The sequence below is a fragment of the Pseudomonas sp. BW16M2 genome (genome assembly GCF_014268865.1).
Classification (GTDB): Bacteria; Pseudomonadota; Gammaproteobacteria; order Pseudomonadales; family Pseudomonadaceae; genus Aquipseudomonas; species Aquipseudomonas peradeniyensis.
This window is the reverse complement of sequence record NZ_JABWRI010000029.1, coordinates 52,142-74,545: the sequence shown is the minus strand read 5'-3', so window position 1 is coordinate 74,545 and position 22,404 is coordinate 52,142. Positions and strand designations below refer to the sequence as shown.

The 22,404-nt window shown below is 64.8% G+C and carries 18 protein-coding genes; 10 read left to right on the top strand and 8 right to left on the bottom strand.

The window, feature by feature from the left end; genetic code table 11:
• Nucleotides 1-285 precede the first annotated feature (285 nt).
• Entirely contained in the window at nucleotides 286-660 is a 375-nt protein-coding gene (locus HU735_RS21700) for a DUF2784 domain-containing protein (protein WP_186715228.1), read from the top strand.
• Here HU735_RS21700 and tam read toward each other — a convergent pair.
• Together tam and HU735_RS21690 are read right to left on the bottom strand one after the other, a co-directional pair.
• The gene (gene tam / locus HU735_RS21695; protein ID WP_186715227.1) at nucleotides 637-1,413 is read right to left on the bottom strand and encodes a trans-aconitate 2-methyltransferase; all 777 of its coding nucleotides are present in this window, start codon (nucleotides 1,411-1,413) and stop codon (nucleotides 637-639) included. The two genes, HU735_RS21700 and tam, sit on opposite strands and share 24 nt — an antisense overlap.
• A 153-nt stretch (nucleotides 1,414-1,566) precedes the next feature.
• A complete protein-coding gene (locus tag HU735_RS21690) occupies nucleotides 1,567-2,976 on the bottom strand; it encodes an amino acid permease (RefSeq protein ID WP_186715226.1) in 1,410 nt (469 codons plus the stop codon).
• A gap of 438 nt (nucleotides 2,977-3,414) precedes the next feature.
• On the opposite strand from HU735_RS21690, the gene HU735_RS21685 reads away from it, so the two are divergent.
• Nucleotides 3,415-4,833 (top strand): PLP-dependent aminotransferase family protein, encoded by a 1,419-nt coding sequence (locus HU735_RS21685; RefSeq protein ID WP_186715225.1) that lies wholly within the window; start codon nucleotides 3,415-3,417, stop codon nucleotides 4,831-4,833.
• A gap of 117 nt (nucleotides 4,834-4,950) precedes the next feature.
• Here the strand turns inward: HU735_RS21685 and HU735_RS21680 are convergent, their stop codons facing one another.
• From HU735_RS21680 to HU735_RS21665, 4 genes are all read right to left on the bottom strand, one after another.
• Nucleotides 4,951-6,147, bottom strand: a complete 1,197-nt coding sequence (locus tag HU735_RS21680) for an alpha/beta hydrolase (protein ID WP_202888874.1) — start codon at nucleotides 6,145-6,147, stop codon at nucleotides 4,951-4,953.
• 199 nt (nucleotides 6,148-6,346) lie between these two features.
• Nucleotides 6,347-6,484 (bottom strand): hypothetical protein, encoded by a 138-nt coding sequence (locus tag HU735_RS21675; RefSeq protein ID WP_238349875.1) that lies wholly within the window; start codon nucleotides 6,482-6,484, stop codon nucleotides 6,347-6,349.
• A 64-nt stretch (nucleotides 6,485-6,548) separates the two neighbouring features.
• Nucleotides 6,549-7,289, bottom strand: coding sequence for a hypothetical protein (locus tag HU735_RS21670; protein ID WP_186715224.1), 741 nt, complete (start codon nucleotides 7,287-7,289; stop codon nucleotides 6,549-6,551).
• A gap of 150 nt (nucleotides 7,290-7,439) precedes the next feature.
• Nucleotides 7,440-8,186: a sulfite exporter TauE/SafE family protein gene (locus tag HU735_RS21665; protein WP_186715223.1), complete on the bottom strand. Its 747-nt coding sequence runs from the start codon at nucleotides 8,184-8,186 to the stop codon at nucleotides 7,440-7,442.
• A gap of 244 nt (nucleotides 8,187-8,430) precedes the next feature.
• On the opposite strand from HU735_RS21665, the gene HU735_RS21660 reads away from it, so the two are divergent.
• The 4 genes from HU735_RS21660 to HU735_RS21645 all read left to right on the top strand — a co-directional run bounded on the left by HU735_RS21660 (nucleotide 8,431) and on the right by HU735_RS21645 (nucleotide 15,129).
• Complete coding sequence (locus HU735_RS21660; protein WP_186715222.1) at nucleotides 8,431-11,826, top strand: Ig-like domain-containing protein; 3,396 nt, start codon at nucleotides 8,431-8,433, stop codon at nucleotides 11,824-11,826.
• A 146-nt stretch (nucleotides 11,827-11,972) separates the two neighbouring features.
• The gene (locus HU735_RS21655) at nucleotides 11,973-12,938 is read left to right on the top strand and encodes an SCO family protein (RefSeq protein WP_186715221.1); all 966 of its coding nucleotides are present in this window, start codon (nucleotides 11,973-11,975) and stop codon (nucleotides 12,936-12,938) included.
• 75 nt (nucleotides 12,939-13,013) lie between these two features.
• Nucleotides 13,014-14,291, top strand: a complete 1,278-nt coding sequence (locus HU735_RS21650; RefSeq protein WP_186715220.1) for a bifunctional O-acetylhomoserine aminocarboxypropyltransferase/cysteine synthase — start codon at nucleotides 13,014-13,016, stop codon at nucleotides 14,289-14,291.
• Between the two features lie 64 nt (nucleotides 14,292-14,355).
• Nucleotides 14,356-15,129, top strand: coding sequence for a hypothetical protein (locus tag HU735_RS21645; protein WP_186715219.1), 774 nt, complete (start codon nucleotides 14,356-14,358; stop codon nucleotides 15,127-15,129).
• Between the two features lie 141 nt (nucleotides 15,130-15,270).
• Here HU735_RS21645 and HU735_RS21640 read toward each other — a convergent pair whose 3' ends face one another.
• A complete protein-coding gene (locus HU735_RS21640) occupies nucleotides 15,271-15,567 on the bottom strand; it encodes a DUF3077 domain-containing protein (RefSeq protein WP_186715218.1) in 297 nt (98 codons plus the stop codon).
• 416 nt (nucleotides 15,568-15,983) lie between these two features.
• Between HU735_RS21640 and HU735_RS21635 the strand changes: the two genes are divergently transcribed.
• The 4 genes from HU735_RS21635 (at nucleotide 15,984) to HU735_RS21620 (ending at nucleotide 20,682) form a co-directional block, all read left to right on the top strand.
• Nucleotides 15,984-17,039: a DJ-1/PfpI family protein gene (locus HU735_RS21635; RefSeq protein WP_186715217.1), complete on the top strand. Its 1,056-nt coding sequence runs from the start codon at nucleotides 15,984-15,986 to the stop codon at nucleotides 17,037-17,039.
• 132 nt (nucleotides 17,040-17,171) lie between these two features.
• The gene (locus tag HU735_RS21630) at nucleotides 17,172-18,377 is read left to right on the top strand and encodes an NAD(P)/FAD-dependent oxidoreductase (protein ID WP_186715216.1); all 1,206 of its coding nucleotides are present in this window, start codon (nucleotides 17,172-17,174) and stop codon (nucleotides 18,375-18,377) included.
• Nucleotides 18,378-18,638: 261 nt separating this feature from the next.
• Nucleotides 18,639-19,442: a 2,5-didehydrogluconate reductase DkgB gene (dkgB, locus tag HU735_RS21625; RefSeq protein ID WP_186715215.1), complete on the top strand. Its 804-nt coding sequence runs from the start codon at nucleotides 18,639-18,641 to the stop codon at nucleotides 19,440-19,442.
• 58 nt (nucleotides 19,443-19,500) lie between these two features.
• The gene (locus HU735_RS21620) at nucleotides 19,501-20,682 is read left to right on the top strand and encodes an MFS transporter (protein WP_186715214.1); all 1,182 of its coding nucleotides are present in this window, start codon (nucleotides 19,501-19,503) and stop codon (nucleotides 20,680-20,682) included.
• Between the two features lie 105 nt (nucleotides 20,683-20,787).
• Here the strand turns inward: HU735_RS21620 and ahpF are convergent, their stop codons facing one another.
• Entirely contained in the window at nucleotides 20,788-22,350 is a 1,563-nt protein-coding gene (gene ahpF, locus HU735_RS21615) for an alkyl hydroperoxide reductase subunit F (protein ID WP_186715213.1), read from the bottom strand.
• Nucleotides 22,351-22,404 lie beyond the last annotated feature (54 nt).

Here is a 22,404-nt window from a genome sequence, read left to right as displayed (position 1 = left end):
GCGCAACGGCTTTGGTTACTTTGGCCAAGACCAAAGTAACCCGCCGTAAGGGCGGAAAGGTGAATAAGCGTCGACATTGCAAATGAATGCGCATACAACTATCAAAACAACTACCACCCAGCCCCAGAAACTCAGAAACTCAGAAACTCAGAAACTCAGAAACTCAGAAACTCAGAAAATCAGAAAATCAGAAAATCAGAAAATCAGAAACTCAGAAAATCAGAAACTCAGAAACAAAAAACCATGACAAACTAACCCCTCTCCAACAGCAAGGCCCCACCCACCATGTTCTACCGCCTGGCCGCCGACACCCTGGTCCTGTTCCACCTCTCGTTCATCCTGCTGGTCCTGTTCGGCGGCCTGCTGGTGCTCTGGCGCCGCCGCGCCCTACTGATCCACCTCCCCGCCCTCGCCTGGGGCCTGGCCGTGGAAGGCCTGCATCTGGAATGCCCCCTGACCGACTGGGAAAACCACCTGCGCAATGCCGCCGGCGACGCCGGCTACCACGGCGGTTTCGTCGAACACTACATCTGGCCAGTGATCTACCCCGCCGGCCTGACCCCACAGATCCAGCTGTGGCTGGGCACCGTCGTACTGCTACTCAACCTCGGCATCTACGCCTACGTAATCTGGCGCCTAGCGCGTCGCCACCACGAATAACCGCGGGAACGGCAACAACACCCTGCCATCGCTGGCCGGCGGGTAATCACGCTGCATGGCCTGCAAGTAAAGCTGCAGGAAACTCGCCTGCTCCTGCTCATCCAGCCGCGCCAGGTAAGGCCGCAACGCCGAGCCCTTGAACCACTCCACCACCGCCTCGGCGCCGCCGACCAGCGGGTGGTGATAGGTGGTGCGCCACACATCCACCCGCGCGCACAGCGGGCTGAGCAGGTCGTAGTAGAAACCGGCGTTGTGCCGCGGCGGCAGGCTGAAATCGGCGAACTTGCCGGCCCAGGGCCCCTGGCTGGCGATCTCGCGCAACTGGCGGTGCGCCGGCTCGTCGAGGTTGTCGGGGGTCTGCACGGCCAGGCTGGCGCCCTCACCCAGTTGCCGCACCAGGTGCGGATAGAGGCTGGCGTGGTCCGGCACCCACTGCAACGATGCGTTGGCCAGGATCAGGTCCTGGGGCTCGTGGGCCGTCCAGCTGGCAATCTCGCCAATCTCGCAGCGCACCCGGGGAATGCTCAGCCGTGGCCGCTGCCGGGCCTTGTCGATCATGTCCGGATCGCTGTCCAGGGCCAGGACCTGGGCATCGGGGCAGCGCTGCAACAATACCTCGGTGGAATTGCCCGGACCGCAACCCAGGTCCGTGGCGTGCCGCGCCGGACGCACCGGCACGGCGGCCAGCAGATCGCGCACGGCGCGGGTTCGTTCGTCTTCGAACAACGAATACTGGGTGGCGGACCAGGCCATGGGCGACTCCTCGTAGGGCAATTGTGTGCAGCATAAGCCATGTCGGCATGCTGCAACGTAAGGATGATCTGACTGGCGAACAAGGCTTTGCCCACAAACGAAAACGGCCGATCCCTCAAGAGGGACCGGCCGCCGTCAGGGGCACGACCGCGATCAGTGACGCTTGGCGCTACGGATCTGGTGCACCACGCCCATGGCCACCACGATCGCCGCGGCGATGCCGGTGGAGATCACCAGGATCTGGTAGTCAGGCATGAAGGCCATGGTTACCAAGGCCGCCACGATGAACAGGATCACCAGGTAGGTCAGCCACGGGAACAGCCACATCTTCAGGCGCACTTCCTTGCCCTCGGCGATCAGCTTGCGGCGCATGCGCAGCTGCGAGAAGGCAATCACCAGGTACACCAGCAGGGCGATCATGCCGGTGGTGTTCATCAGCGTTTCCAGCACGTCCTTCGGCCGCAGGGTGTCACTGAAGTTGATCAGCGCACAGAATACCGCCACCAGGCACGAGCCGATGATCGCGTTAACCGGCACACCGGTACCGGTGCGGGTGAACTTGAACAGGCGCGGCGCGTCGCCGCGCTGGGCCAGGGAGAACAACATGCGCGAGGCGGTGTAGTGGCCGGAGATCAGGCAGCTGCTTACCGAGGTCAGCACCACGAAGTTCATCAGCAGCTCGGCATACGGCACGCCCAGCAGCTCCAGGGTACGGCGGTAGGCGCCATAGCCGGAGACGCCCAACTGCGGGTCGTTCCACGGCACCAGGCAGACGATCAGGAAGATCGAGCCGACATAGAACAGGCACACCCGCCACACCACCGAGTTGGTCGCCTTGACGATCTGGGTGGCCGGATCCTTCGCCTCGGAGGCGGCGATGGTGACGATCTCGGCGCCGAGGAAGGCGAACATCACCCCCAGCAAGGCCCCGATCACCGTGGTGATGCCGTTGGGCATGAAACCTTCGGCGGTCAGGTGGGTGATGCCGCGCACTTCACCGAACTGCCAGATGTTCATCACCGCGGCGGTACACACCACCAGGAAGCAGACGATTGCCACCACCTTGATCAACGCGAACCAGAACTCGAACTCGCCGTAGTGCTTGACGTTGAAGAAGTTGACGGTGATCAGCACCAGCGTGGTGGCCAGCACGAACACGTTGACGCTCACGTCGGGGAAGAAACCGTGCAGGATCTTGCCCGCGACATAGGCCTCCCAGGCCATGAGGATCACCCAGTACCACCAGTACAGCCAGCCGATGGTGAAGCCGGCCCAGCGGCCGATGGCGCGGTCGGCGTAGGTGGAGAACGAGCCGGTGTCCGGCGAGGAGGTCGCCATCTCACCGAGCATGCGCATGATCAGCACCACCAGGATGCCGCCGGCAAGGTATGCCAGCACAGCAGCCGGGCCGGCGCTGTGGATCACGCTGCCAGAACCGACGAACAAGGCGCCGCCGATCACCCCGGCGATCGACATCATCGTCAGGTGGCGCGACTTGAGCGAGGCACTGAGCTTGCTCTCGTGCCCATCCTTCGCGGTAGTGGATGTGGATGTTGCGTCCATCAGTTATTTACCCCGTGCTTCTTTTTATCCAAGGAAAAACTGTGAAACCCCGATGGTTATCGGTCTCACCTGTACATCAGTGCTACTGCGGGCAGGGAGGTGTGCGGAGCACACGCAGGCCATCCGTGGCGGCCTGCTTACGCGGCCAGAGGCAATCCTCTGGACGAACTGAACCATGCTGGGGACGGGCGAGAAGCGCCCGGCCAGGCGAAAGGAAGGTGCGGGGCAAACCCCGACGGCAAAGCAGCGATGTTGTGATTATTCATGGCGCTGGTACGTGCTGTGTTGGCTATATCTGACACGTAATGTAAAAATGTCGAACACATTGAGCCATGCACAGCGGCATGAAAAACGCACTGCACTGTACAGGCCGCCGATGCAATACACCCGCGATACCCCTGCAGGCGCCTGTCGCCGCGCACACCTGAAGGCCCCCGAATGCTCCAGCTCCATCCGGACTCCTCCACCCCGCTGGTCAACCAGATCATCGACGGGCTGCGCGCGCTGATCGACGACCAGACGCTCAAGCCGGGAGCGAAGGTCCCGTCGATCCGGGCGTTTGCCTCGACCTACTCGGTGAGCACCTTCACCGTGGTCGAGGCCTACGACCGGCTGGTGGCCCAGGGCTTGCTGGTAAGCAAAGGCAATGCGGGGTTCTTCGTCAATCGTGCGGCGAACGAGCTGCTGGACAAGCACAACGTCGAGGTCGACACCAGCCGCCCCACCTTCAATTCCGAATGGTACCTGCAGCAGATCTTCGAGATCCGCCAGTTGCCGTTCAAGCCGGGTTGCGGCTGGCTGCCCAACGACTGGATGTACGAGGAAGGCCTGCGTCGTGGCCTGCGCCAGGTGGCAGGCAGCCCGCTTGAGCTGTCCGGCTACGGCGACCCCCTGGGCCTGCCGGAGCTGCGAGCGCTGACCGCGCAGAACCTGCAGCAGGAACTGTCAATCGTCGCCAACCCGGCGCAACTGATGCTCACCCACGGCGCCAGCCAGGCCCTGGACCTGGCCGTGCGCACCCTGGTGCGCCCGGGCGATGTGGTGCTGGTGGACGACCCCGGCTACCCCAACCTGATGAGCATCCTGCGCACCCAGGGTGCCACCCTGGTGGGCGTGCCGCGCACCCCGGCGGGCTACGACCTCGACCAGCTCGAGCGCCTGTTGGCCCACCACCGCCCCACGGCGTTCTTCACCCAGCCGCACCTGCACAGCCCGACCTGCTCGCGCACCCCGCTGGCGCAACTGCACCGCTTGTTGCAGCTGGCCAGCCAGCATGGTTTCCGGCTGGTGGAGAACAACCTCTACGCCGACATGATCGCCGACCCGCTGCCCTGCCTGGCCAGCCTCGACCACCTGCAGCAGGTGGTGTACGTGGGCAGCTACTCGAAAAGCATCTCGCCCAATGTGCGGGTCGGCTACCTGCTGGCCAACCCCGAACTGACCCAGCAACTGCTGCACCTGAAGATGCGCTCGGGCCTGACCACTTCGCAGGTGATGGAACGGGTGGTGTACGCCGCGATCATCGATGGTCGCTGGCGCAAGCACCTCAAGCGCCTGCGCCAGCGCCTGGCCGAGGCGCATCAGGAAGTGGGCCGGCATTTGCACCGGTTGGGCTTCGAGCTGTTCATCGAGTCGGACGAAGGGATGTATATCTGGACCCGCCATCCGGCGATCCCCGACAGCGCCGCGCTGCTGGACGATGCCCTGGAGAAAGGCATCATGCTCGGGCCCGGGCAGCTGTTCATGGTCGATGCCAAGGCCACCGGATGGATGCGCTTCAATGTGGCGTTCAGTACGGATCCGGCGATGTGGGAGTTGTTGGAGAAGGTGTTGGTCAAGCATGTGCGCCGAGGTTGAAATGGACACTTCTCGTAAGCGCAGGATAACGATTTCCCAACAAGTATTGGGATGTTCGGCATGGACCGGAAAGAGCCGACAACCTGTCAGGACCTAGCCCATGCCGACAAGAGATTTTTAAGGCTTAATATACCAATACCTATCTGGTGGCATCCCCACCGACTCGAGGCCAGATCGCTTATCCGGTGGAGTAGGTCCACGCACAAGATAATGCATGTCCGAGATAATCGTTCTTGCGTCACCAAAATACGAGTGCCCCACCAAGTCAGTGTCCACGCTGGACGCATCTATCGTGTCCATCCCATCTAGGACGACAATCCCTTTGCCTGACTCACCCGCTCGCGAGTACCCATGAATCATCTTTGACGCCATAAGCGCCTTGTCATTCGACGATGCATATAAGGTAAAGCTCCTGCCTGGCGAGACCAGTTTAGGAGCGATGTCACGTTTGAAAACTTCTGCATCTATATCTGGTGCCGCCAGAATAACCCCTCTGACCTTTTGTGCCAGCTCCGGACGTTCGGAGCTCAAGGCAGCGAGTGCGCGAGTCAACCCTCGCGTCCCCATGCTGTGGGCAACCAGGTAGATATGCGTCGCACTTGTTTTCTCCATGAAATCCCTGAGGAAGTTTTTAATATCAAGCTCCGCCCACTCGATATTTCTTTCATCCACAGTATATGCCTTGTATTTAGCCCTGGAAGGCCAACTGAAGAATGCCGAAACCCCCGAAAATTGCAGGTCATCTGCCATCTGAGCGGTACGTCTAGCCGCTTCCTCGAATGACACATTGTAGCCATGCACAAAAATCAACGCTGATCGCTCAGTACCCCGTTCAATTTCGCTGGTAACACCTTCGAAAAAGGTATTTGTCGACTCCCGCTGGGAGTACAACATGACAACATGTTTTTCCGGATCCGCAGTAAACTCCCACTTCAACCAAGAAGGCGACTCCAATTCACCGATTTTGTGAATTGAGGGGATGCTGACATAGCAGGAGCCGTAGCTCATGGCGCCAGGTTCTCCGCCGTAAATCTCATCGGAGGTATTGGCGAGCGCTCGTCTGTCGGTGGCGTAACGGACACGTACCACTTTGTATTTTGCCGGCTGGAAACTTTTTGTGAAACCAGCCACCGCTCCGGCCACATACATGGCGCCATCTTTATCATTACCTGCGGCAAGAATGGTTTGGGACAGAACGGCGCCCAGAGGTGGGTAGCTTTTCCGAGGTTCATGCTCCCAGGTAGCAGTTTGACAACCGATCAGACCGATTGCCCAGACTGCCATCACTCCGACTTTAAAAATCCTGCATGCCATCCACTGCTCCTTCAGCCCATAAACCTATCCCTTTGGCGATATGACACAGATTTTTTCGCGACATTCTCACGTATTCAAGCCGCTTTTGGTACTCCGTGCCACCGTAGTGCTCACATCACCTGAGGTTGGCAATATCATTATTGCGGGAATGGATGGACTTGCACCATGGATCACAATGACGTAGGGCAAGAACTCAACTTTACAGGTCATCCAGCTCAACCGGGATACCTTTCTCTCCCGCACGCGCCTTGACCAATGCCACCAGCTCGATGTCCTCCAGTCGTTCCATCATCGCCTCGTAAAGTTCAGCAGTAACGTCGGTAAAGATGTTCTGCATAATGATAGCCCTCATTCAAGCGCCATATTTTGGTCATCATTCAGGTCTTTTCAAGCAAGCTCACCTAGAGAGAATGCGAAACACCCGCGGCTCTGGCCCGCCCCAGCCACGCATAGGCCAACGCCAGCCCCCCCAGCACCAGCCCGGCAAACACCGCCACCACCACCTGGCTGTAGCGCGCCAGCAGCGCCGGGAAGCCCACCACCTCGCGCGTCACCTGGATATCGGCGCTGCCGTCGGCATCGCGGATGCTGATCCCGCCCTGGCGGATCTGCGAGTAGTCGGCGTCGAAGTACACCCAGACCTTGCTTTCGCTCACCCCGTCGATGGCCGGCAGGTCGATGCTGCTGGTGGGCGTCGGCACCAGCGTGTCGTTGCCGGCGGCGTCGCGCACCTGCACCAGGCCCTTGGCCGGCAAGCGGATGTGCACGGCCTTGAGCGGCGCCTGGGCGGGGTTGTACAGCTCGATGAGCAGGCCGGTGCGGTGATCCACCAACCCGGCCTCGAACGGCCTGGCAAACAGTTGCAGGTAAGGAGCCTGGGCCAGGTCGACCAGCTTGTCGATCTGCGGATGGCTGAGGGCGCCGGCGCCGATCTCGCTGATCTGCGAGTGCAGCCGCTCGTACTTGAGCAGGTCGTTGGCCTGGCTGATGCGCTCGTTGAACTGGCCCGGGTAGGTGAGATGGGCGTAGGTCAGGCGCGCCTGCAGGCGGTCGTCGTCGCGCAGTACCGCATAGAGCGTGGCAGCGACGATGACCAGGGCCAGCAGGCCCACCAGGGATTTACCGACTTTTTCCCAATTCACCTTGAGGGTTCCTTGTTTTACGGGCGTGACGAGAGGCAAGGCAGGCAAGGGTGCCAAGAACACCGGGTTCGGGCAAGGGTTGGCTGCCTGTGATGAAGCGGACTTGAACGATGACCGGCATGTACGCGCGTCCCTGTAGGAACGGCCGCATCAACCCCGCGCCAGCAACCCCGGCACCGCGACCACCAGCATCGCCACCCCGGACAGCGTCAGCAGTCCCAGCACGATCCGGCGAAACGCCAGTTCGCTGATCCCCAGGTACAGCCGCGTGCCCAGCAACGTCGGCACTGCCATCGCCAACGTCACCACCGCGAACGCCGGCAGCAGCGCCGGGGTCACCAGCCCGCTGCCCAGGTAGGTGAGCATGGTCACCGCCAGCATCGACAGGTTGAAGTTCTGGATCACCGCCCGCTGGGTGTCGCGCTCGAACCCGCGCAGGGTGCACCAGAGTGTCGGCACGGTGCCGGTAAAACCGCCGATGCCGCCCAGCACTCCGCCAACCATGCCCACCGCGCCATCAGCCAGGCGCCCGCCCTGCAGACGCGGCAGGCGCGGCGCCAGCAGCATCAGCGGGCACCACACCACCAGCAGCGTGCCAAACACCGCCTTGAACCACAGCATGTCCAGGTAAGGCAGCACCCACACACCCAGCGGAATCCCCGCCAGCCCCCCCAGCACGAAGGGCCACAGCAGCGTCCAGCTGAAGCCTCGACGCACGCTGAACACCGCGATCAACTGCCCGGTAAGGCTGCCGAACACGGTCAGCACAGCCGCCACCCGTGGCTCCAGCCCCCAGGCCCAGAACGACATGGCCACCATGCCGAAGGCAAAGCCCGACAGGCCCTGGACGAAACCGGCGACGATGGCGCCAAGGGCGATGAGATAGAGCGGATCCATGTGGGCTCCCTGCGACGATCGATGACATCGGCTGGGGAGCATTCCCCACCCAGCAATGGGTGTCCAGCCCCAGGTTTGCGGTAACACCTTGAGCGTTTCTCGTTCGCAACACTGCAACATCTTGAAACAACTGGCGTTTGGCCATTTACCGCTTGGCACAGCCGTTGCTGACCCCTGTTCAAGGCACATCGCCGCTTATTCAGCGGCAACAGATGCCAGTCTGCACAACACGGGGCATACGGCAATGAAGAAACCAGCTGCAACATCGACCCAGGTGTTCAGGTTGTCCTCCCTCACGGCACTGCTGCTCAGCCTGGGGCTGGCCAGCGCGGTCGCCGGGTCGCTCGACGACGTGAGCCAGCCACCACCCACCGATCCCTCCGCCTATAGCGACCCGCCCGCCACGCCAGCGGCCCAGGCCGCGGCACTGGAGGCCTTGAAGTCGATGCCCGAGGCCAACGAGGGCTCGCTGGAGCTGACCAACGGCGTCTACGGCACCCGCGCCACGGTGACCAGCAACAACGCGCTGCCCCCCGCATTGCAGACTTCGCGCAAGTACCCCACCAACGGCAAGCCCAGCCCGCTGTTCGGCGCCGAGCCGTTCACTCAGCAACTGCTGTTGTTCGAAGAATTCGGCCCGGAGAAACTCGACCCGGCCACCCCGCCCTACTCCATGACCTTCCCGCCGCCGGTGATCGGCGCGGCCCCCGCCCAGGACCCCGACTACGCCGCCCGCAGCAGCCCCAACGGCAATGCCCTGGAAGCGTTCCTGACCCAACCGGGGCTGACGCCGTTCCCATCGCAGTACGCCAACGTGCTCGACCGCAACCCGTGGAAGGCGCAGATCGAGATGTTCCTCAACCGCAGCGGGGTCGGCTCGCCCGCCGAAGGTCGTCCGCCAGGAAAGGGCTGGTCGCACCAGCGCTGGAACGAGTTCTACCCCCAGGCCGCGTTCAAGACCGCCCAGGCCGGGGCGCGTATCAACCAGGGCCTGCGCGACCGCAAGCAGCTGCACAACTACGCCAAGGGTGAGTTCGCCCCCGGCGGCCTGTACTACCAGACCTCCGACATCCCCACTACCCTGGGCACCACCAAAGGCATCGACACGCGCTTCCACCCGAAAATGCCCCTGCAGGGCCACAAGGCGCTATGGACCTTCGACGGCACCTTCCCGGTCAAGCTGCTGATGGTGCGCTACGGCCAGCCAGTGTTGATGCGCCACTACAACGCCCTGCCGATCGACCCGTCGGCCAACAACGGCTTCGGCCTGCACACCCTCTCCACCCACGAGCACAACGGCCACTCGCCGGCCGAGAGCGACGGCTTCGCCAACGCCTACTTCTTCCCCGGCCAGTATTACGACTACCGCTGGCCGATCCAGCTGGCCGGCTACGACACCATCAACACCCGCGCCCAGGACCCGCGCGCCGCCTTCCCCTGCGCGCCGGGCGAAACCCTGTTCGTCAACGATGCGTCCCCAGGCCTCAAGACCTGCGAGAACGGCAGCATCAAGATCCGCGGCGACTGGCGCGAGACCATGAGTACCCACTGGTTCCACGACCACATGCTCGATTTCACCGCGCAGAACGTCTACAAGGGCAACGCGGTGATGATGAACTACTACTCGGCCATCGACCGCGGCAACGAAGCCCTGCAGGACGGCGTCAACCTGCGTTTCCCCAGTGGCGCGGCGATGCCCTGGGGCAACCGCGACTACGACGTCAACCTGTTGATCGCCGACAAGGCCTGGGACGCCAACGGCCAGCTGTGGTTCAACCCGTTCAACACCGACGGCTTCCTCGGCGACCAGATCCTGGTCAACTGGCAGTACCAGCCCAAGCTCAAGGTGCGCGCGCGCAGCTACCGCTTCCGCATCCTCAACGGCTCGGTGTCGCGTTACTTCAAATTCGCCGTGGTGCGTGAAATCGCCGGCACCAGCGGCGAGTTCAAGGGCCCGACCGGCTCCAACCTTTCCTACGCCCGGGTGCCGTTCCACATGATCGCCAACGACGGCAACATCATGGAACACGCCGTGCCGTTCGACGGCACCCTGGACCTCAACGGCGACGGCAACCTGCAGGACAACAACGCCATCATGCCGCTGCAGGGCATTGCCGAGCGCTACGACATCATCATCAATTTCGCCAAGAACGGGATCAAGGTCGGCGACAAGCTGTACTTCGTCAACCTCATGGAACACGAGACCGGAAAGGGCCCGAAACAACCCATCGCCCTGGCCGACGTGCTGTCGGGCAAGTACAAGCCCGTGATCAAGCAGACCAGCAACGGGCCGGAATGGGATGGCGGCGACCCGGTGGTCGGCAAGTTCATGCAACTGATCGTGCAGCCCTACACCGGCCAGGACGTCAGCATGGACCCGAGCCTGTACGAACCGGCCAAGCCCGGCAAGGCCGCAGGCCTGGTGATGATCCCCCTGCCCATCGACCGCAACAGCGCCAGCGATCAGGTCAAGATCAAGGCCGCCCGCCACCGCGAGTTCCTCTTCGGCCGCTCCGACGGCACCGACAGCACGCCCTGGACCATCAAGACCGACGGTGGTTTCGGCTTCACAATGGACCCGCGGCGCATCTGCGCCGCCCCGGAACTGGCCAACGAAGCCACCGACGCTGGCTTCAGCGGCGACGGCACCCTGGAAGTGTGGAAGATCAAGAACGGCGGCAACGGCTGGAGCCACCCGGTGCATGTGCACTTCGAGGAAGGGGTGATCCTCAGCCGTGACGGCAAGGCGCCGCCGGAATGGGAAAAATGGGCGCGCAAGGACGTCTACCGCATCGGCCCGGATGCTGATTCGTCGGAAGAAGTGGAAATGGCCATTCGTTTCCGCGAGTTCGCCGGCACCTACATGGAGCACTGCCACAACACCCAGCACGAGGACACCTCGATGCTGCTGCGCTGGGACCTGGAACACCCCGGCCAGTTCCAGATGATGCCGACGCCGCTGCCCGGCTGGGATGGCGTGGAGTACGTCAACTCCGCCGCCCTGCCGACCTTCCGCACTGCCAGCAGTGGCCCCGGCGACGATGGCAACAAGCCGCCGGTGGCGGTGAACGACAGCGCCGCGACCTCGGCCGGCAAGCCGATCGTGCTCAACGTGCTGGCCAACGACACCGACCCCGACGGCAACCTGCCGCTGAGCATCAGCAGCCTGGCCCAACCCGACTCCGGCCAGGGCACGGTGAGCAGCAACGGCACCCAGCTGACCTACACCCCGCCGGCCACGGTTGCCACGGCGTTCACCGCCAGCTTCACCTACGCCGCGCGCGACGCCAAGGGCCTCGAGTCGCTGGCGCCGGCCACGGTGAGCATCGCGGTCTCGCCGGCGGTACCGATGGACCAGATCCAGGTCAGCAGCGCCACGGTGCAGTTGCGCAGCAACAGCCGCTGGACCTGGGAAATCGCCGGGACCACCTCGGTGGCCGCCGGCAACAGCATCCGGGTCTCCACCAACACCACCAGCGGGCCGCTCGACCTGGGCCTGGCGACCCTGACCACCAGCGGCAGCGGCGCGCGCTGGAAGCTGTCGGTGACCACCACCGGCAGCGGCCCGGCCTCGCCACCGACGGTGACGGTCAAGTCGGCGCTGGGGCAGAGCGTGACGGTGCCGCTGAGTATCCGTTGATATCGCCAAGACCCCATGGGGGATTGGCGTGGGAGCGGGCTTGCCCCGCGATGAACGCACCGTGTGGCACCGGCTCTGCCGGTGTTCGCGGGGCAAGCCCGCTCCCACGCTGTCCTTGCCCTGTTCCCTGTCCAGAGGGTAAAACCATGCCCCGCCTCTGCCGCCTGCTGCTCCTGTTGTTGCTCACCCTCAGCCTCGCCTGGTCGCTGCCTCCCAGTACCCGCGCAACGCCCTCCACACCTTGGGGCGCCGACTATTTCCCCAACATCCCCCTGCTCACCCAGGACGGCCAACAGGTGCATTTTTTCGACGACCTGATCAAGGACAAAGTGGTGGCGATCAACTTCATCTTCACCGGCTGCGGTGACTCCTGCCCGGTGGAAACCGCGCGCCTGCGCCAGGTGCAGAAGCTGCTGGGCGAGCGCGTCGGCCAGGACATCTTCATCTACTCGATCAGCATCGACCCCTACAACGACACCCCCGCCACCCTCAAACGCTACGCCGAGAAGTTCGCCATCGGCCCCGGCTGGACCCTGCTCACCGGCGAAGCCGCCGACATCGAGCAGCTGCGCCGCAGCCTCGGGCTGTACATCGAGGGCCTGGAGAACGGCCGCAGCAAGGACCACAACCTCAGCCTGATCATCGGCAACCAGGCCACCGGCCGCTGGATGAAGGCCTCGCCCTTCGAAAGCCCGTACATCCTCGCCGACCGCCTGGCCAACAGCCTGCACAACTGGAAGACCGCCAGCGCCCAGCGCCGCGACTACACCCAGGCCCCCGACATCCGCCCGCCGAGCGCCGGCGAACAACTGTTCCGTACCCGTTGCTCGTCGTGCCATACCCTGGGCGATGCCGAGCCTGGCGCCACCCATGGCATCGGCCCGGACCTGCTGGGGGTGACCCGCCAGCGCGAGGAGCAGTGGTTGAAACGCTGGCTGATGGAGCCGGACCGGATGCTGGCGGAGAAAGACCCGCTGGCGATGCTGCTGTACGCGCAGTACAACCAGCTGGCGATGCCCAACATGCGCCTGGGCGAAACCGAAGTGACCGCGCTGATCGGCTATCTCGAGGAGGAGACGCAACGGCGCCAGGTGCCCTCGGCGCAACGTTGAACCTCGACCCTTGACCGCCAGCGCTGCCCCAGCCCATGCTCAACCGCTTCCACCCCACGCTCAAGGAACGACCGTATGAAGCTGGAAACACTCGCCATCCACGCGGGCTTCAGCCCCGACCCGACCACCAAGGCGGTGGCCGTGCCGATCTACCAGACCACCTCGTTCGCCTTCGACGACACCCAGCACGGCGCCGATCTGTTCGACCTCAAGGTCGCTGGCAACATCTACTCGCGCATCATGAACCCCACCAACGACGTGCTCGAGCAACGCATGGCCGCTCTCGAGGGCGGGGTCGGCGCGCTGGCCGTGGCCTCGGGCATGGCCGCCATCACCTACGCCATCCAGACCGTCGCCGAAGCCGGCGACAACATCGTCTCGGTGGCCAAGCTGTACGGCGGTACCTACAACCTGCTGGCCCACACCCTGCCGCGCATGGGCATCACCACCCGCTTCGCCGCCCATGACGACATCGCCGCCCTCGAGGCGCTGATCGACGCGCGCACCAAGGCAGTATTCTGCGAGTCGATCGGCAACCCCGCCGGCAACATCGTCGATATCGCCGCGCTGGCCGAAGCGGCCCACCGCCATGGCGTGCCGCTGATCGTCGACAACACCGTGGCCACGCCGATTCTCTGCCGCCCGTTCGAGCACGGCGCCGATATCGTCGTGCACTCGCTGACCAAGTACATCGGCGGCCACGGCACCAGCATCGGCGGCATCGTCATCGACTCGGGCACATTCCCCTGGGCCGATCACAAGGAACGTTTCGCCCTGCTCAACACCCCCGACCCGTCCTACCACGGCGTCACCTACACCGAGGCCTTCGGACCTGCCGCCTTCATCGGCCGCTGCCGCGTGGTGCCGCTGCGCAACACCGGTGCCGCGCTGTCGCCGTTCAATGCCTTCCTGATCCTGCAAGGCCTGGAGACCCTGGCCCTGCGCATGGAGCGCCATACCGAGAATGCGCTCAAGGTCGCCCGCTACCTGCAGGAACACGACCAGGTGGCCTGGGTGAAATATGCCGGCCTGCCCGACCACCCCGAGCACCAACTGGCCCGGCGCTACACCGGCGGCAAGCCGGCGGCGATCCTGTCGTTCGGCATCAAGGGCGGCCAGGCCGCCGGGGCGCGCTTCATCGATGCGTTGCAACTGGTGGTGCGCCTGGTCAACATCGGCGACGCCAAGTCGCTGGCCTGCCATCCCGCCTCCACCACCCACCGCCAGCTCAACGACGAGGAGCTGGAGAAGGCCGGCGTGCCGCGGGACATGGTGCGCCTGTCGATCGGCATCGAGCACAGCGACGACATCATCGCCGACCTCGCCCAGGCGCTTGAGGCCAGCCGCGGCTGATCGACCCGCGCCCCACCCAATGCCGACGGCGGGCGCGTACCCTGCAGAACCGGAACCCCACGCAATGACCCTTTTCTACCTGAAACTCCTCGTCACCCCGCTGCTGATGTGGGCCATCTCCCTCGCCTCGCGGCGCTGGGGTGGCCTGCTCGGTGGACTGCTGTCCGGTCTGCCGATCACCTCGGCCCTGGTTATGACCTTCCTGTGCCTGGAGCAAGGCACGGGCTTCGCCCTGGGCGCGGTGCCCGGCGCGCTGGGTGGGCTGGCGGCGGTGCAGGCCACCTACACCTTCTACCTGTTCGCCACGCGCAAGGTCGGCATCGGCGTGGCTGTCGCGCTGTCGATCCTGTTCTATGGCCTGGCGGCCTATGCCTTCACCCACTGGGGAGGGCTGTACCTGTCGGTGGCCGTAGCGCTGCTGCTGATCGGCGTGCTGATCCGCGCCAGTGGCCGCGAGCCCAGGCCCGACACCCTCGCCCGCCCCCGACACCGCTATTGGGAAATACCCCTGCGCATGGTGTCCGCCACCTCGCTGCTGATGGTCACCACCAGCCTGGCCAGCTGGCTGGGGCCGGCCACCAGCGGCATGCTCGCGCCGATTCCGGTGATTGCCTGGCCACTGGTGGTGTTCGCCCATGTGCAAGGCGGGCGGGCCGGGATGGCGGCGATGGTGCGGGGCAATGCCATCGGTGCGGTGGGGGTGATTGCGTTCTACCTGGCAATGGCGGGGTTGCTGGAGCGGCTGGGGGTTGCCGTGACCATCAGCCTGGCGATGTTTTTGGCGGTAACGTTGACTGTCGCATTGGCGGCAACCCTGCGACGCCTGCGAAAAGACTGAGCTGTAGATCAGCTACATCGTGGGAGCGGGCTTGCCCCGCGATCACCGGCAAAGCCGGTGCCATACCCTGTACTCCTTCCAACCCAGACAAAAAAGCCGCATTCGATTGCTCGAAAGCGGCCCTTCTTGGTGCACCGGACTTCAACTGTCACCTTGCTCCTGCCTCACCGGCAACTGTCCATCGATCATCGCCTTGGCCATGCCACTGAGGTAATACGTAGCCCGCATCAGCGTCTGTGCCTCTTTCGGCTGGCTCAACGCCTGGTAGGTCAGGCTGGTGATGCAGCCGAGGATTATCGTTGTTTCCTGCAGTACGTCTTCGGTCGGCAACCCCGGGATCGCCTGCACCCAGTCACGCACCGCGTACCGCTTGCTGCGACCGACCAGGCTGACGATCTTCAGGCCCCCAGTGCCCTTTGCGTGTTCGTCCTTGTCCATAACCTTGCCCCCAGGAAAAAAGAAAGAGCCCGCCGCGGCTCATCCTCTGCAGCCGCCAGACCAAACCGCGCGATCCCTGCGCGGTAAGCTGCCCAGTGGTCCGGCCTGCTCCGGTGGAGTGAAGCGCGACGAGCAGCCCGAGACTAAAGCGAGCGCCAATCCGCTACAACGGGCTACCGGAGGAAAAGGCACCTTTAGGAAAAGGACTACATAAACAGCGGAAGAAAGGCTGTAGGACCTGCAATATTCTCCGCAGATGTTGTCGGTTTAGACCCCGGTGCATCGCCGTTCGCTGCACCGGGACTGCAACGCAACCCATCGCCGGCCAGCGCCACATGCGCCTGTCGTGCCGCGCTTGATCGGCACAGCGCCAAGTGCTCGACTTAGGTTCATGCCCACGCCACAAGCAGCTTGCCATGACCGACATTCCGCAGATCCCCACCCCGCCCGTGCACGCCCTGGATCAGCCGCGTACCCTGCTGTTCCTCGCCTACCCGCAGATGGGCCTGCTTGATCTCAGCGGCGCGCAGACGGTGTTCTGGGCCGCGACCAAGGCCCGTGCCGCGCGTGGCCTGCCGGGCTACCGCCTGGTCACTGCCAGCCTCGAAGGCGGCCTGGTGCCCACCGCAGAAGGCCTGTCGATAGGCACCGAATCGTTGGCACCCTGGTTGCACGAGCCGTTCGACACCCTAGTGGTGCCCGGCGCACCGGAGATCGTGCGCACCCTCCCCGATCACGCCGAACTGATCGCCTGGCTGGCCCAGGCCGCCCAACGCGCCCGACGCACCGCCTCGGTGTGCAGCGGCACCTTCCTGCTGGCCGCCGCCGGCCTGCTCGACGGCCGCAGAGCCGCCACCCACTGGGCGATGTGCGATGCGCTGCACCGGCGCTTCCCGGCCATCGAGGTGGACGCCGAGTCGATCTTCGTGCAACAGGACCAGGTGTGGACCTCGGCCGGGGTCAGCGCCGGCATCGACCTGGCGCTGGCCCTGGTCGAGGCCGACTGTGGCCGCGAGGTGGCGATGCAGGTAGCCCGCGAGCTGGTGGTGTTCCTCAAGCGCCCCGGTGGCCAGGCGCAGTTCAGCGAACTGCTCAAGGCCCAGGGCGAGGACAGCGCCGCCTTCGAGGCCCTGCACCTGTGGCTCAACGAGCACCTGGGCGACCCGCGCCTGACGGTCGAGCGGCTGGCCGAGCAGGCACGCATGAGCCTGCGCAACTTCACCCGGGTGTACAAGCACAAGACCGGCCGCACCCCGGCCAAGGCCATCGAGGTGTTCCGCCTGGAGGCGGCGCGGCGCTTGCTGGAGAACTCCGACCAGCATATCGAGCAGGTCGCTCGCCACTGCGGGTTCGGCAGCGAGGAGCGCATGCGCCTGGCGTTCCAGCGCCACCTGGCGGTGACCCCGCGGGACTACCGGGCGCGCTTTGCCCGCAGCGTGCCGCTGGCCGAAATCCAGGGTTCTTTGGCCTAGGGGCAAGCCGGGGGCGCGCTTAGCATCTGCAGCACGCCTGTCGGGCCACGATCCATGTCCTCCCGCAAGGCGTACCCTTTTCCCACTGCCGCAGCGACAACATCGATAATCGCGGCATTCAGGAGCACCCTCATGAAACAGATCCTGATCATTGGCGCAGGCTTCGCCGGGCTGTGGAGCGCCCTCGGCGCCGCCCGCCTGCTAGACCAGCACAAACGCGACGACGTACTGATCACCGTGCTCGCGCCTCAGGCCGAGCTGCACATCCGCCCTCGCTTCTACGAACCCGATGTGCACACCATGGCCGCGCCGCTGCAGGCGCTGTTCGACGCGGTCAACGTGCGCTTCGTCAAAGGCAGCGCCTACCACATCGACCAGGCCAGCCGTGAAGTGGCGTACCGCCAGCCCGGCGGCATCGAGGCCAGGCTTGGCTACGACCGCCTGATCATGGCCTGCGGCAGCCTGCTCAACCGCCCGGCGCTGGAAGGCTTCGACCGCCACGCCTTCGACGTCGACAAGATCGAGTCGGCCACCCGCCTTGAGGAACACCTCAAGTCCCTGGCCACCCGCCCCGACAGCCCGGCGCGCAACACCGTGGTGGTGGCCGGGGGCGGCTTCACCGGCATCGAGACCGCCACCGAGCTGCCCAGCCGGCTGCGGTCGATCCTCGGCGACAAGGTCACGCCGCGCATCGTCGTGGTCGACCGCGGGGCGAAGATCGGCGCGGCCCTAGGCGCAGGTATCAGTCCGGCCATCGAGCAGGCCTCGGCGGCGCTGGGCATCGAGTGGGTCTGCGGCGCCACGGTGGCCTCGGTGGATGCCGGCGGCGTGCTGCTCGACAACGGCGAACGCATCGCCGCCAACACGGTGGTCTGGACCGTCGGCTTCAAGGCCAACCCGCTGACCGAGCAGATCACCGGAGAGCGCGACCGCCAGGGCCGCCTGCATGTGGACGGCCAGCTCAAGGTCATCGGCAACCCGGATGTGTATGCCGCGGGCGATGTGGCCTATGCGGCCTGCGACGAGGTCGGCAACTTTGCCGTGATGTCCTGCCAGCACGCCATCCCCCTGGGCCGCTACGCCGGCAACAACGCCGCCGCCGAGCTGATCGGCGTGGCACCGATGACCTACAGCCAGCCCAAGTACGTCACCTGCCTGGACCTCGGCGCCTGGGGCGCGGTGTACACCGAAGGCTGGGAACGCACCGTCTCGCCACCGACCGACAAGTTCGAGGCCAAGCAGCTCAAGCAGCAGATCAACTCGGTGTGGATCTACCCGCCGGCAGCGGACCGGGCCACCGCACTGGCAGCGGCCGACCCGCTGATCCCGGTCGCCTGACAGCACTGCTGAGCTCCGGGGCTGCGCTGTTGCTGAGAGCAGTCAGCGCAGCCCCTGCCGGCTTGCCCCGCAATGGCGGCAATAGCCGCTATTGCCTCGCCCCGCTCACAATCCAACCAGGTATTCATGACTCCAGGTCAAAGGACCTTGGCGCGCCGACGCCTTAATCAATCCCGCCGAACACCGCACACTGCGCCTACCCGTTCGAACCCGCGCCCCACTGCTCGGGCCTCGATCCCCTCACTCGACAGGAGCAGTTGCATGAGCATTCCATCCTTTGGCCTGGGTACCTTCCGCCTCACCGGCCAGGCCGTCATCGATTCGGTCAAGTCGGCGCTGGAGCTGGGCTACCGCGCCATCGACACCGCGCAGATCTACAAGAACGAGGCCGAGGTCGGCCAGGCCATCGCCGAAAGCGGCGTGCCGCGCGACGAGCTGTTCATCACCACCAAGATCTGGGTCGACCACTACGCCGCCGACAAGCTGATCCCCAGCCTGCACGAAAGCCTGGCCAAACTGCGCACCGACCATGTCGACCTGCTGCTGATCCACTGGCCGGCGCCGGGCAACGGTGTCGAACTGCCCGAATACATGCAGGCGCTGGCCGAAGCCAAGCGCCAGGGCCTGACCCGCGAGATCGGCATCTCCAACTTCAATATCGAGCTGACCCGCCAGGCCATCGCCGTGGTCGGCCAGGGCGAGATCGCCACCAACCAGATCGAACTCAGCCCGTACCTGCAGAACCGCAAGTTGACCGCCTTCCTGCAGGAACAGGGCATCACTACCACCTCCTATATGACCCTGGCCTACGGCAAGGTGCTGAAGGATCCGCTGCTGGCCGAGATCGCCGCCAAGCACAAGGCCACCGTGGCCCAGGTGGCCCTGGCCTGGGCCTTGCAGCTGGGCTATGCGGTTATCCCGTCGTCCACCAAGCGCGAGAACCTGGCCAGCAACCTGCTTGCCCGCAGCCTGCGCCTGGACGCCGACGACATGGCGCGCATCGCCACCCTGGAACGCAACGGCCGCGAAGTCAGCCCGGACGGCCTGGCGCCAGTCTGGGACTGATATCCTTCGGGCATGGAGGCCCACCGCCCCGCTCTCAACCGCTTTTTCGGAGCTCCCAATGAGCACGCTTTCTCCCAAACGGGTGCTGTTCGCCCTGGCCATCGGCGCCTTCGGCATCGGCACCACCGAGTTCACCCCCATGGGCCTGTTGCCGGTGATCGCCGATGGCGTCGGTGCCAGCATCCCCAGTGCGGGCATGCTGATCACCGCCTATGCCATCGGCGTGATGGTCGGCGCGCCGATCATGACCTTGCTGTTCAGCCGCTTCGGCAAGCGCGCCGCGCTGATGATGCTGATGGGCATCTTCACCGTCGGCAACCTGCTCTCGGCCCTGTCGCCGGACTACTACACCCTGCTGCTCTCGCGCCTGATCACCAGCCTCAACCACGGCGCCTTCTTCGGCCTGGGCGCGGTGGTGGCCGCCAGCGTGGTGCCCCGGGACAAGCAGGCCAGCGCCGTGGCTACCATGTTCATGGGCCTGACCATCGCCAACATCGGCGGCGTGCCAGCAGCCACCTGGCTCGGCCAGCAGGTCGGCTGGCGCATGGCCTTTGCCGGCACCGCGGTGCTCGGCGTGCTGGCCATCGCGGCGCTGTGGTACGCCCTGCCCAAGGGCGAGCGTGGCAGCGTGCCCCATGTACGCAAGGAGCTGGCGGTGATCGCCCGCCCCAACGTGCTGCTGGCCATGGCCACCACGGTCCTGGGCGCAGGCGCCATGTTCACCCTGTACACCTATGTCGCCCCGGTGCTCGCCGAACTGACCGGTGCCTCGGACAGTTTCGTCACCCTCGGCCTGGTGCTGATCGGCGTTGGCTTCACCCTCGGCAACAGCCTGGGCGGCAAGCTGGCCGACTGGTCGCTGGACGGCGCCGCGCGGATCTTCCTCGGCGCGTTGGCGGCAATCATGCTGCTGATGCCGCTGGTGCTGGGCAGCCATGTCGGCGCCGCGCTAGCGCTGCTGGTATGGGGCGTGTTCACCTTCGCCGTGGTGCCGCCGCTGCAGATGCGAGTGATGACCGCCGCAGCCGAGGCACCGGGGCTGGCGTCGTCGATCAACGTGGGCGCCTTCAACCTGGGCAATGCCGTCGGCGCCGCCCTGGGTGGCGCGGTGATCAGCCTGGACCTGGGCTATGCCGCGGTGCCGATGGCCGGAGGCCTGCTGGCGGCGACCGGGTTGCTGCTGGTGTGGCTGGGCGGGCGCGGCAAGGCCGCCGACGAGGCGCTGAGTAATCCAGCCTGACCGGGATCACCCACATGGGGCGAGCTTGCCCGCGATAGCCCCCACACAAAAACGCCGCCATCCCCGAAGGAATGGCGGCGTTTTCACGTTTACACCCCGCTGCCGTCAGGCCGGCGCCGAAGTGCGGATCAGATGATCGAAGGCTGCCAGCGACGCCTTGGCGCCCTCGCCCACGGCGATGACGATCTGCTTGTACGGCACCGTGGTCACGTCGCCTGCGGCGAACACGCCGGGGATGCTGGTCTGGCCCTTGGCATCGACAATGATCTCGCCACGCGGCGACAGCTCGACCGTGCCCTTGAGCCAGTCGGTGTTCGGCAGCAGGCCGATCTGCACGAAGATGCCTTCCAGCGCCAGGTCATGCAGCGTGTCGTTGGTGCGATCCTTGTAGCGCAGGCCGGTGACCTTCTCGCCATCGCCGACCACTTCGGTGGTCAGCGCGCTGGTGATCACCTTGACGTTCGGCAGGCTGTGCAGCTTGCGCTGCAGCACGGCATCGGCGCGCAGTTGGCTGTCGAACTCGATCAGGGTCACCTGGGCGACCACGCCGGCCAGGTCGATGGCTGCTTCCACGCCGGAGTTGCCGCCACCGATCACCGCCACGCGCTTGCCCTTGAACAGCGGGCCGTCGCAGTGCGGGCAGTAGGCCACGCCACGGGCACGGTATTGCTGCTCGCCCGGCACGTTCATTTCCCGCCAGCGGGCGCCGGTGGCGAGGATCACGGTCTTGGCCTTGAGCGAGGCGCCGCCGGCCAGGCGTACTTCATGCAGGCCGCCATCGGTGGCCGGGATCAGCGCTTCGCCGCGCTGCAGGTTCATGATGTCGACGTCGTACTGCTTGACGTGCTCTTCCAGGGCCGTGGCCAGCTTCGGCCCTTCGGTCTCCTGCACCGAGATGAAGTTCTCGATCGCCAGGGTGTCGAGCACCTGGCCACCGAAGCGCTCGGCGGCGACACCGGTGCGAATGCCTTTACGGGCGGCGTAGATCGCGGCGGCGGCGCCAGCCGGGCCACCCCCGACCACCAGCACATCGAAGGCGTCCTTGGCGTTGATCTTCTCGGCCTGGCGAGCGCCGGCATTGGTGTCGATCTTGCCGAGGATCTCCTCCAGGCCCATGCGGCCCTGGCCGAACACTTCGCCGTTCAGGTAGATGCTCGGCACCGCCATGACCTTGCGGGCTTCGACTTCATCCTGGAACAGCGCGCCGTCGATGGCGACGTGGCGCACATTGGGGTTGAGCACCGCCATCAGGTTCAGCGCCTGGACCACGTCCGGGCAGTTCTGGCACGACAGCGAGAAGTAGGTTTCGAAGGTGAATTCGCCCTCCAGCGCCTGGATCTGCTCGATCACTTCGGCACTGGCCTTGGAGGGATGGCCGCCGACCTGCAGCAGCGCCAGCACCAGCGAGGTGAATTCGTGGCCCATGGGGATGCCGGCGAAGCGCAGGCTGATATCGCCCCCCGGGCGGTTCAGCGAGAACGAAGGACGACGGGCGTCGTTACCATCCGCGCTGAAGGTAATGAGGTTCGACAGGCCGGCGATTTCCACCAGTAGGTCGTGCAGTTCGCGGGACTTCGCGCCGTCGTCGAGGGAGGCAACGATCTCGATCGGCTGGGTGACCCGCTCCAGGTAGGTTTTCAGTTGCGATTTAAGCGTGGCGTCCAACATACGGGCGATTCCTTTTTCAAAACTCGGATACAAAAACGCCCAGGCGAGATCGCC

Excerpts from the sequence above, each read along its gene's own strand:
- tam (WP_186715227.1), bottom strand. The coding sequence starts at position 1,413 with ATGGCCTGGTCCGCCACCCAGTATTCGTTGTTCGAAGACGAACGAACC.
- ahpF (WP_186715213.1), bottom strand. The coding sequence starts at position 22,350 with ATGTTGGACGCCACGCTTAAATCGCAACTGAAAACCTACCTGGAGCGG.
- HU735_RS21655 (WP_186715221.1), top strand. The coding sequence starts at position 11,973 with ATGCCCCGCCTCTGCCGCCTGCTGCTCCTGTTGTTGCTCACCCTCAGC.
- HU735_RS21675 (WP_238349875.1), bottom strand. The coding sequence starts at position 6,484 with ATGCAGAACATCTTTACCGACGTTACTGCTGAACTTTACGAGGCGATG.
- HU735_RS21690 (WP_186715226.1), bottom strand. The coding sequence starts at position 2,976 with ATGGACGCAACATCCACATCCACTACCGCGAAGGATGGGCACGAGAGC.
- HU735_RS21685 (WP_186715225.1), top strand. The coding sequence starts at position 3,415 with ATGCTCCAGCTCCATCCGGACTCCTCCACCCCGCTGGTCAACCAGATC.
- HU735_RS21700 (WP_186715228.1), top strand. The coding sequence starts at position 286 with ATGTTCTACCGCCTGGCCGCCGACACCCTGGTCCTGTTCCACCTCTCG.
- HU735_RS21635 (WP_186715217.1), top strand. The coding sequence starts at position 15,984 with ATGACCGACATTCCGCAGATCCCCACCCCGCCCGTGCACGCCCTGGAT.
- dkgB (WP_186715215.1), top strand. The coding sequence starts at position 18,639 with ATGAGCATTCCATCCTTTGGCCTGGGTACCTTCCGCCTCACCGGCCAG.
- HU735_RS21630 (WP_186715216.1), top strand. The coding sequence starts at position 17,172 with ATGAAACAGATCCTGATCATTGGCGCAGGCTTCGCCGGGCTGTGGAGC.
- HU735_RS21640 (WP_186715218.1), bottom strand. The coding sequence starts at position 15,567 with ATGGACAAGGACGAACACGCAAAGGGCACTGGGGGCCTGAAGATCGTC.
- HU735_RS21665 (WP_186715223.1), bottom strand. The coding sequence starts at position 8,186 with ATGGATCCGCTCTATCTCATCGCCCTTGGCGCCATCGTCGCCGGTTTC.
- HU735_RS21620 (WP_186715214.1), top strand. The coding sequence starts at position 19,501 with ATGAGCACGCTTTCTCCCAAACGGGTGCTGTTCGCCCTGGCCATCGGC.
- HU735_RS21650 (WP_186715220.1), top strand. The coding sequence starts at position 13,014 with ATGAAGCTGGAAACACTCGCCATCCACGCGGGCTTCAGCCCCGACCCG.
- HU735_RS21680 (WP_202888874.1), bottom strand. The coding sequence starts at position 6,147 with ATGGCATGCAGGATTTTTAAAGTCGGAGTGATGGCAGTCTGGGCAATC.
- HU735_RS21645 (WP_186715219.1), top strand. The coding sequence starts at position 14,356 with ATGACCCTTTTCTACCTGAAACTCCTCGTCACCCCGCTGCTGATGTGG.
- HU735_RS21660 (WP_186715222.1), top strand. The coding sequence starts at position 8,431 with ATGAAGAAACCAGCTGCAACATCGACCCAGGTGTTCAGGTTGTCCTCC.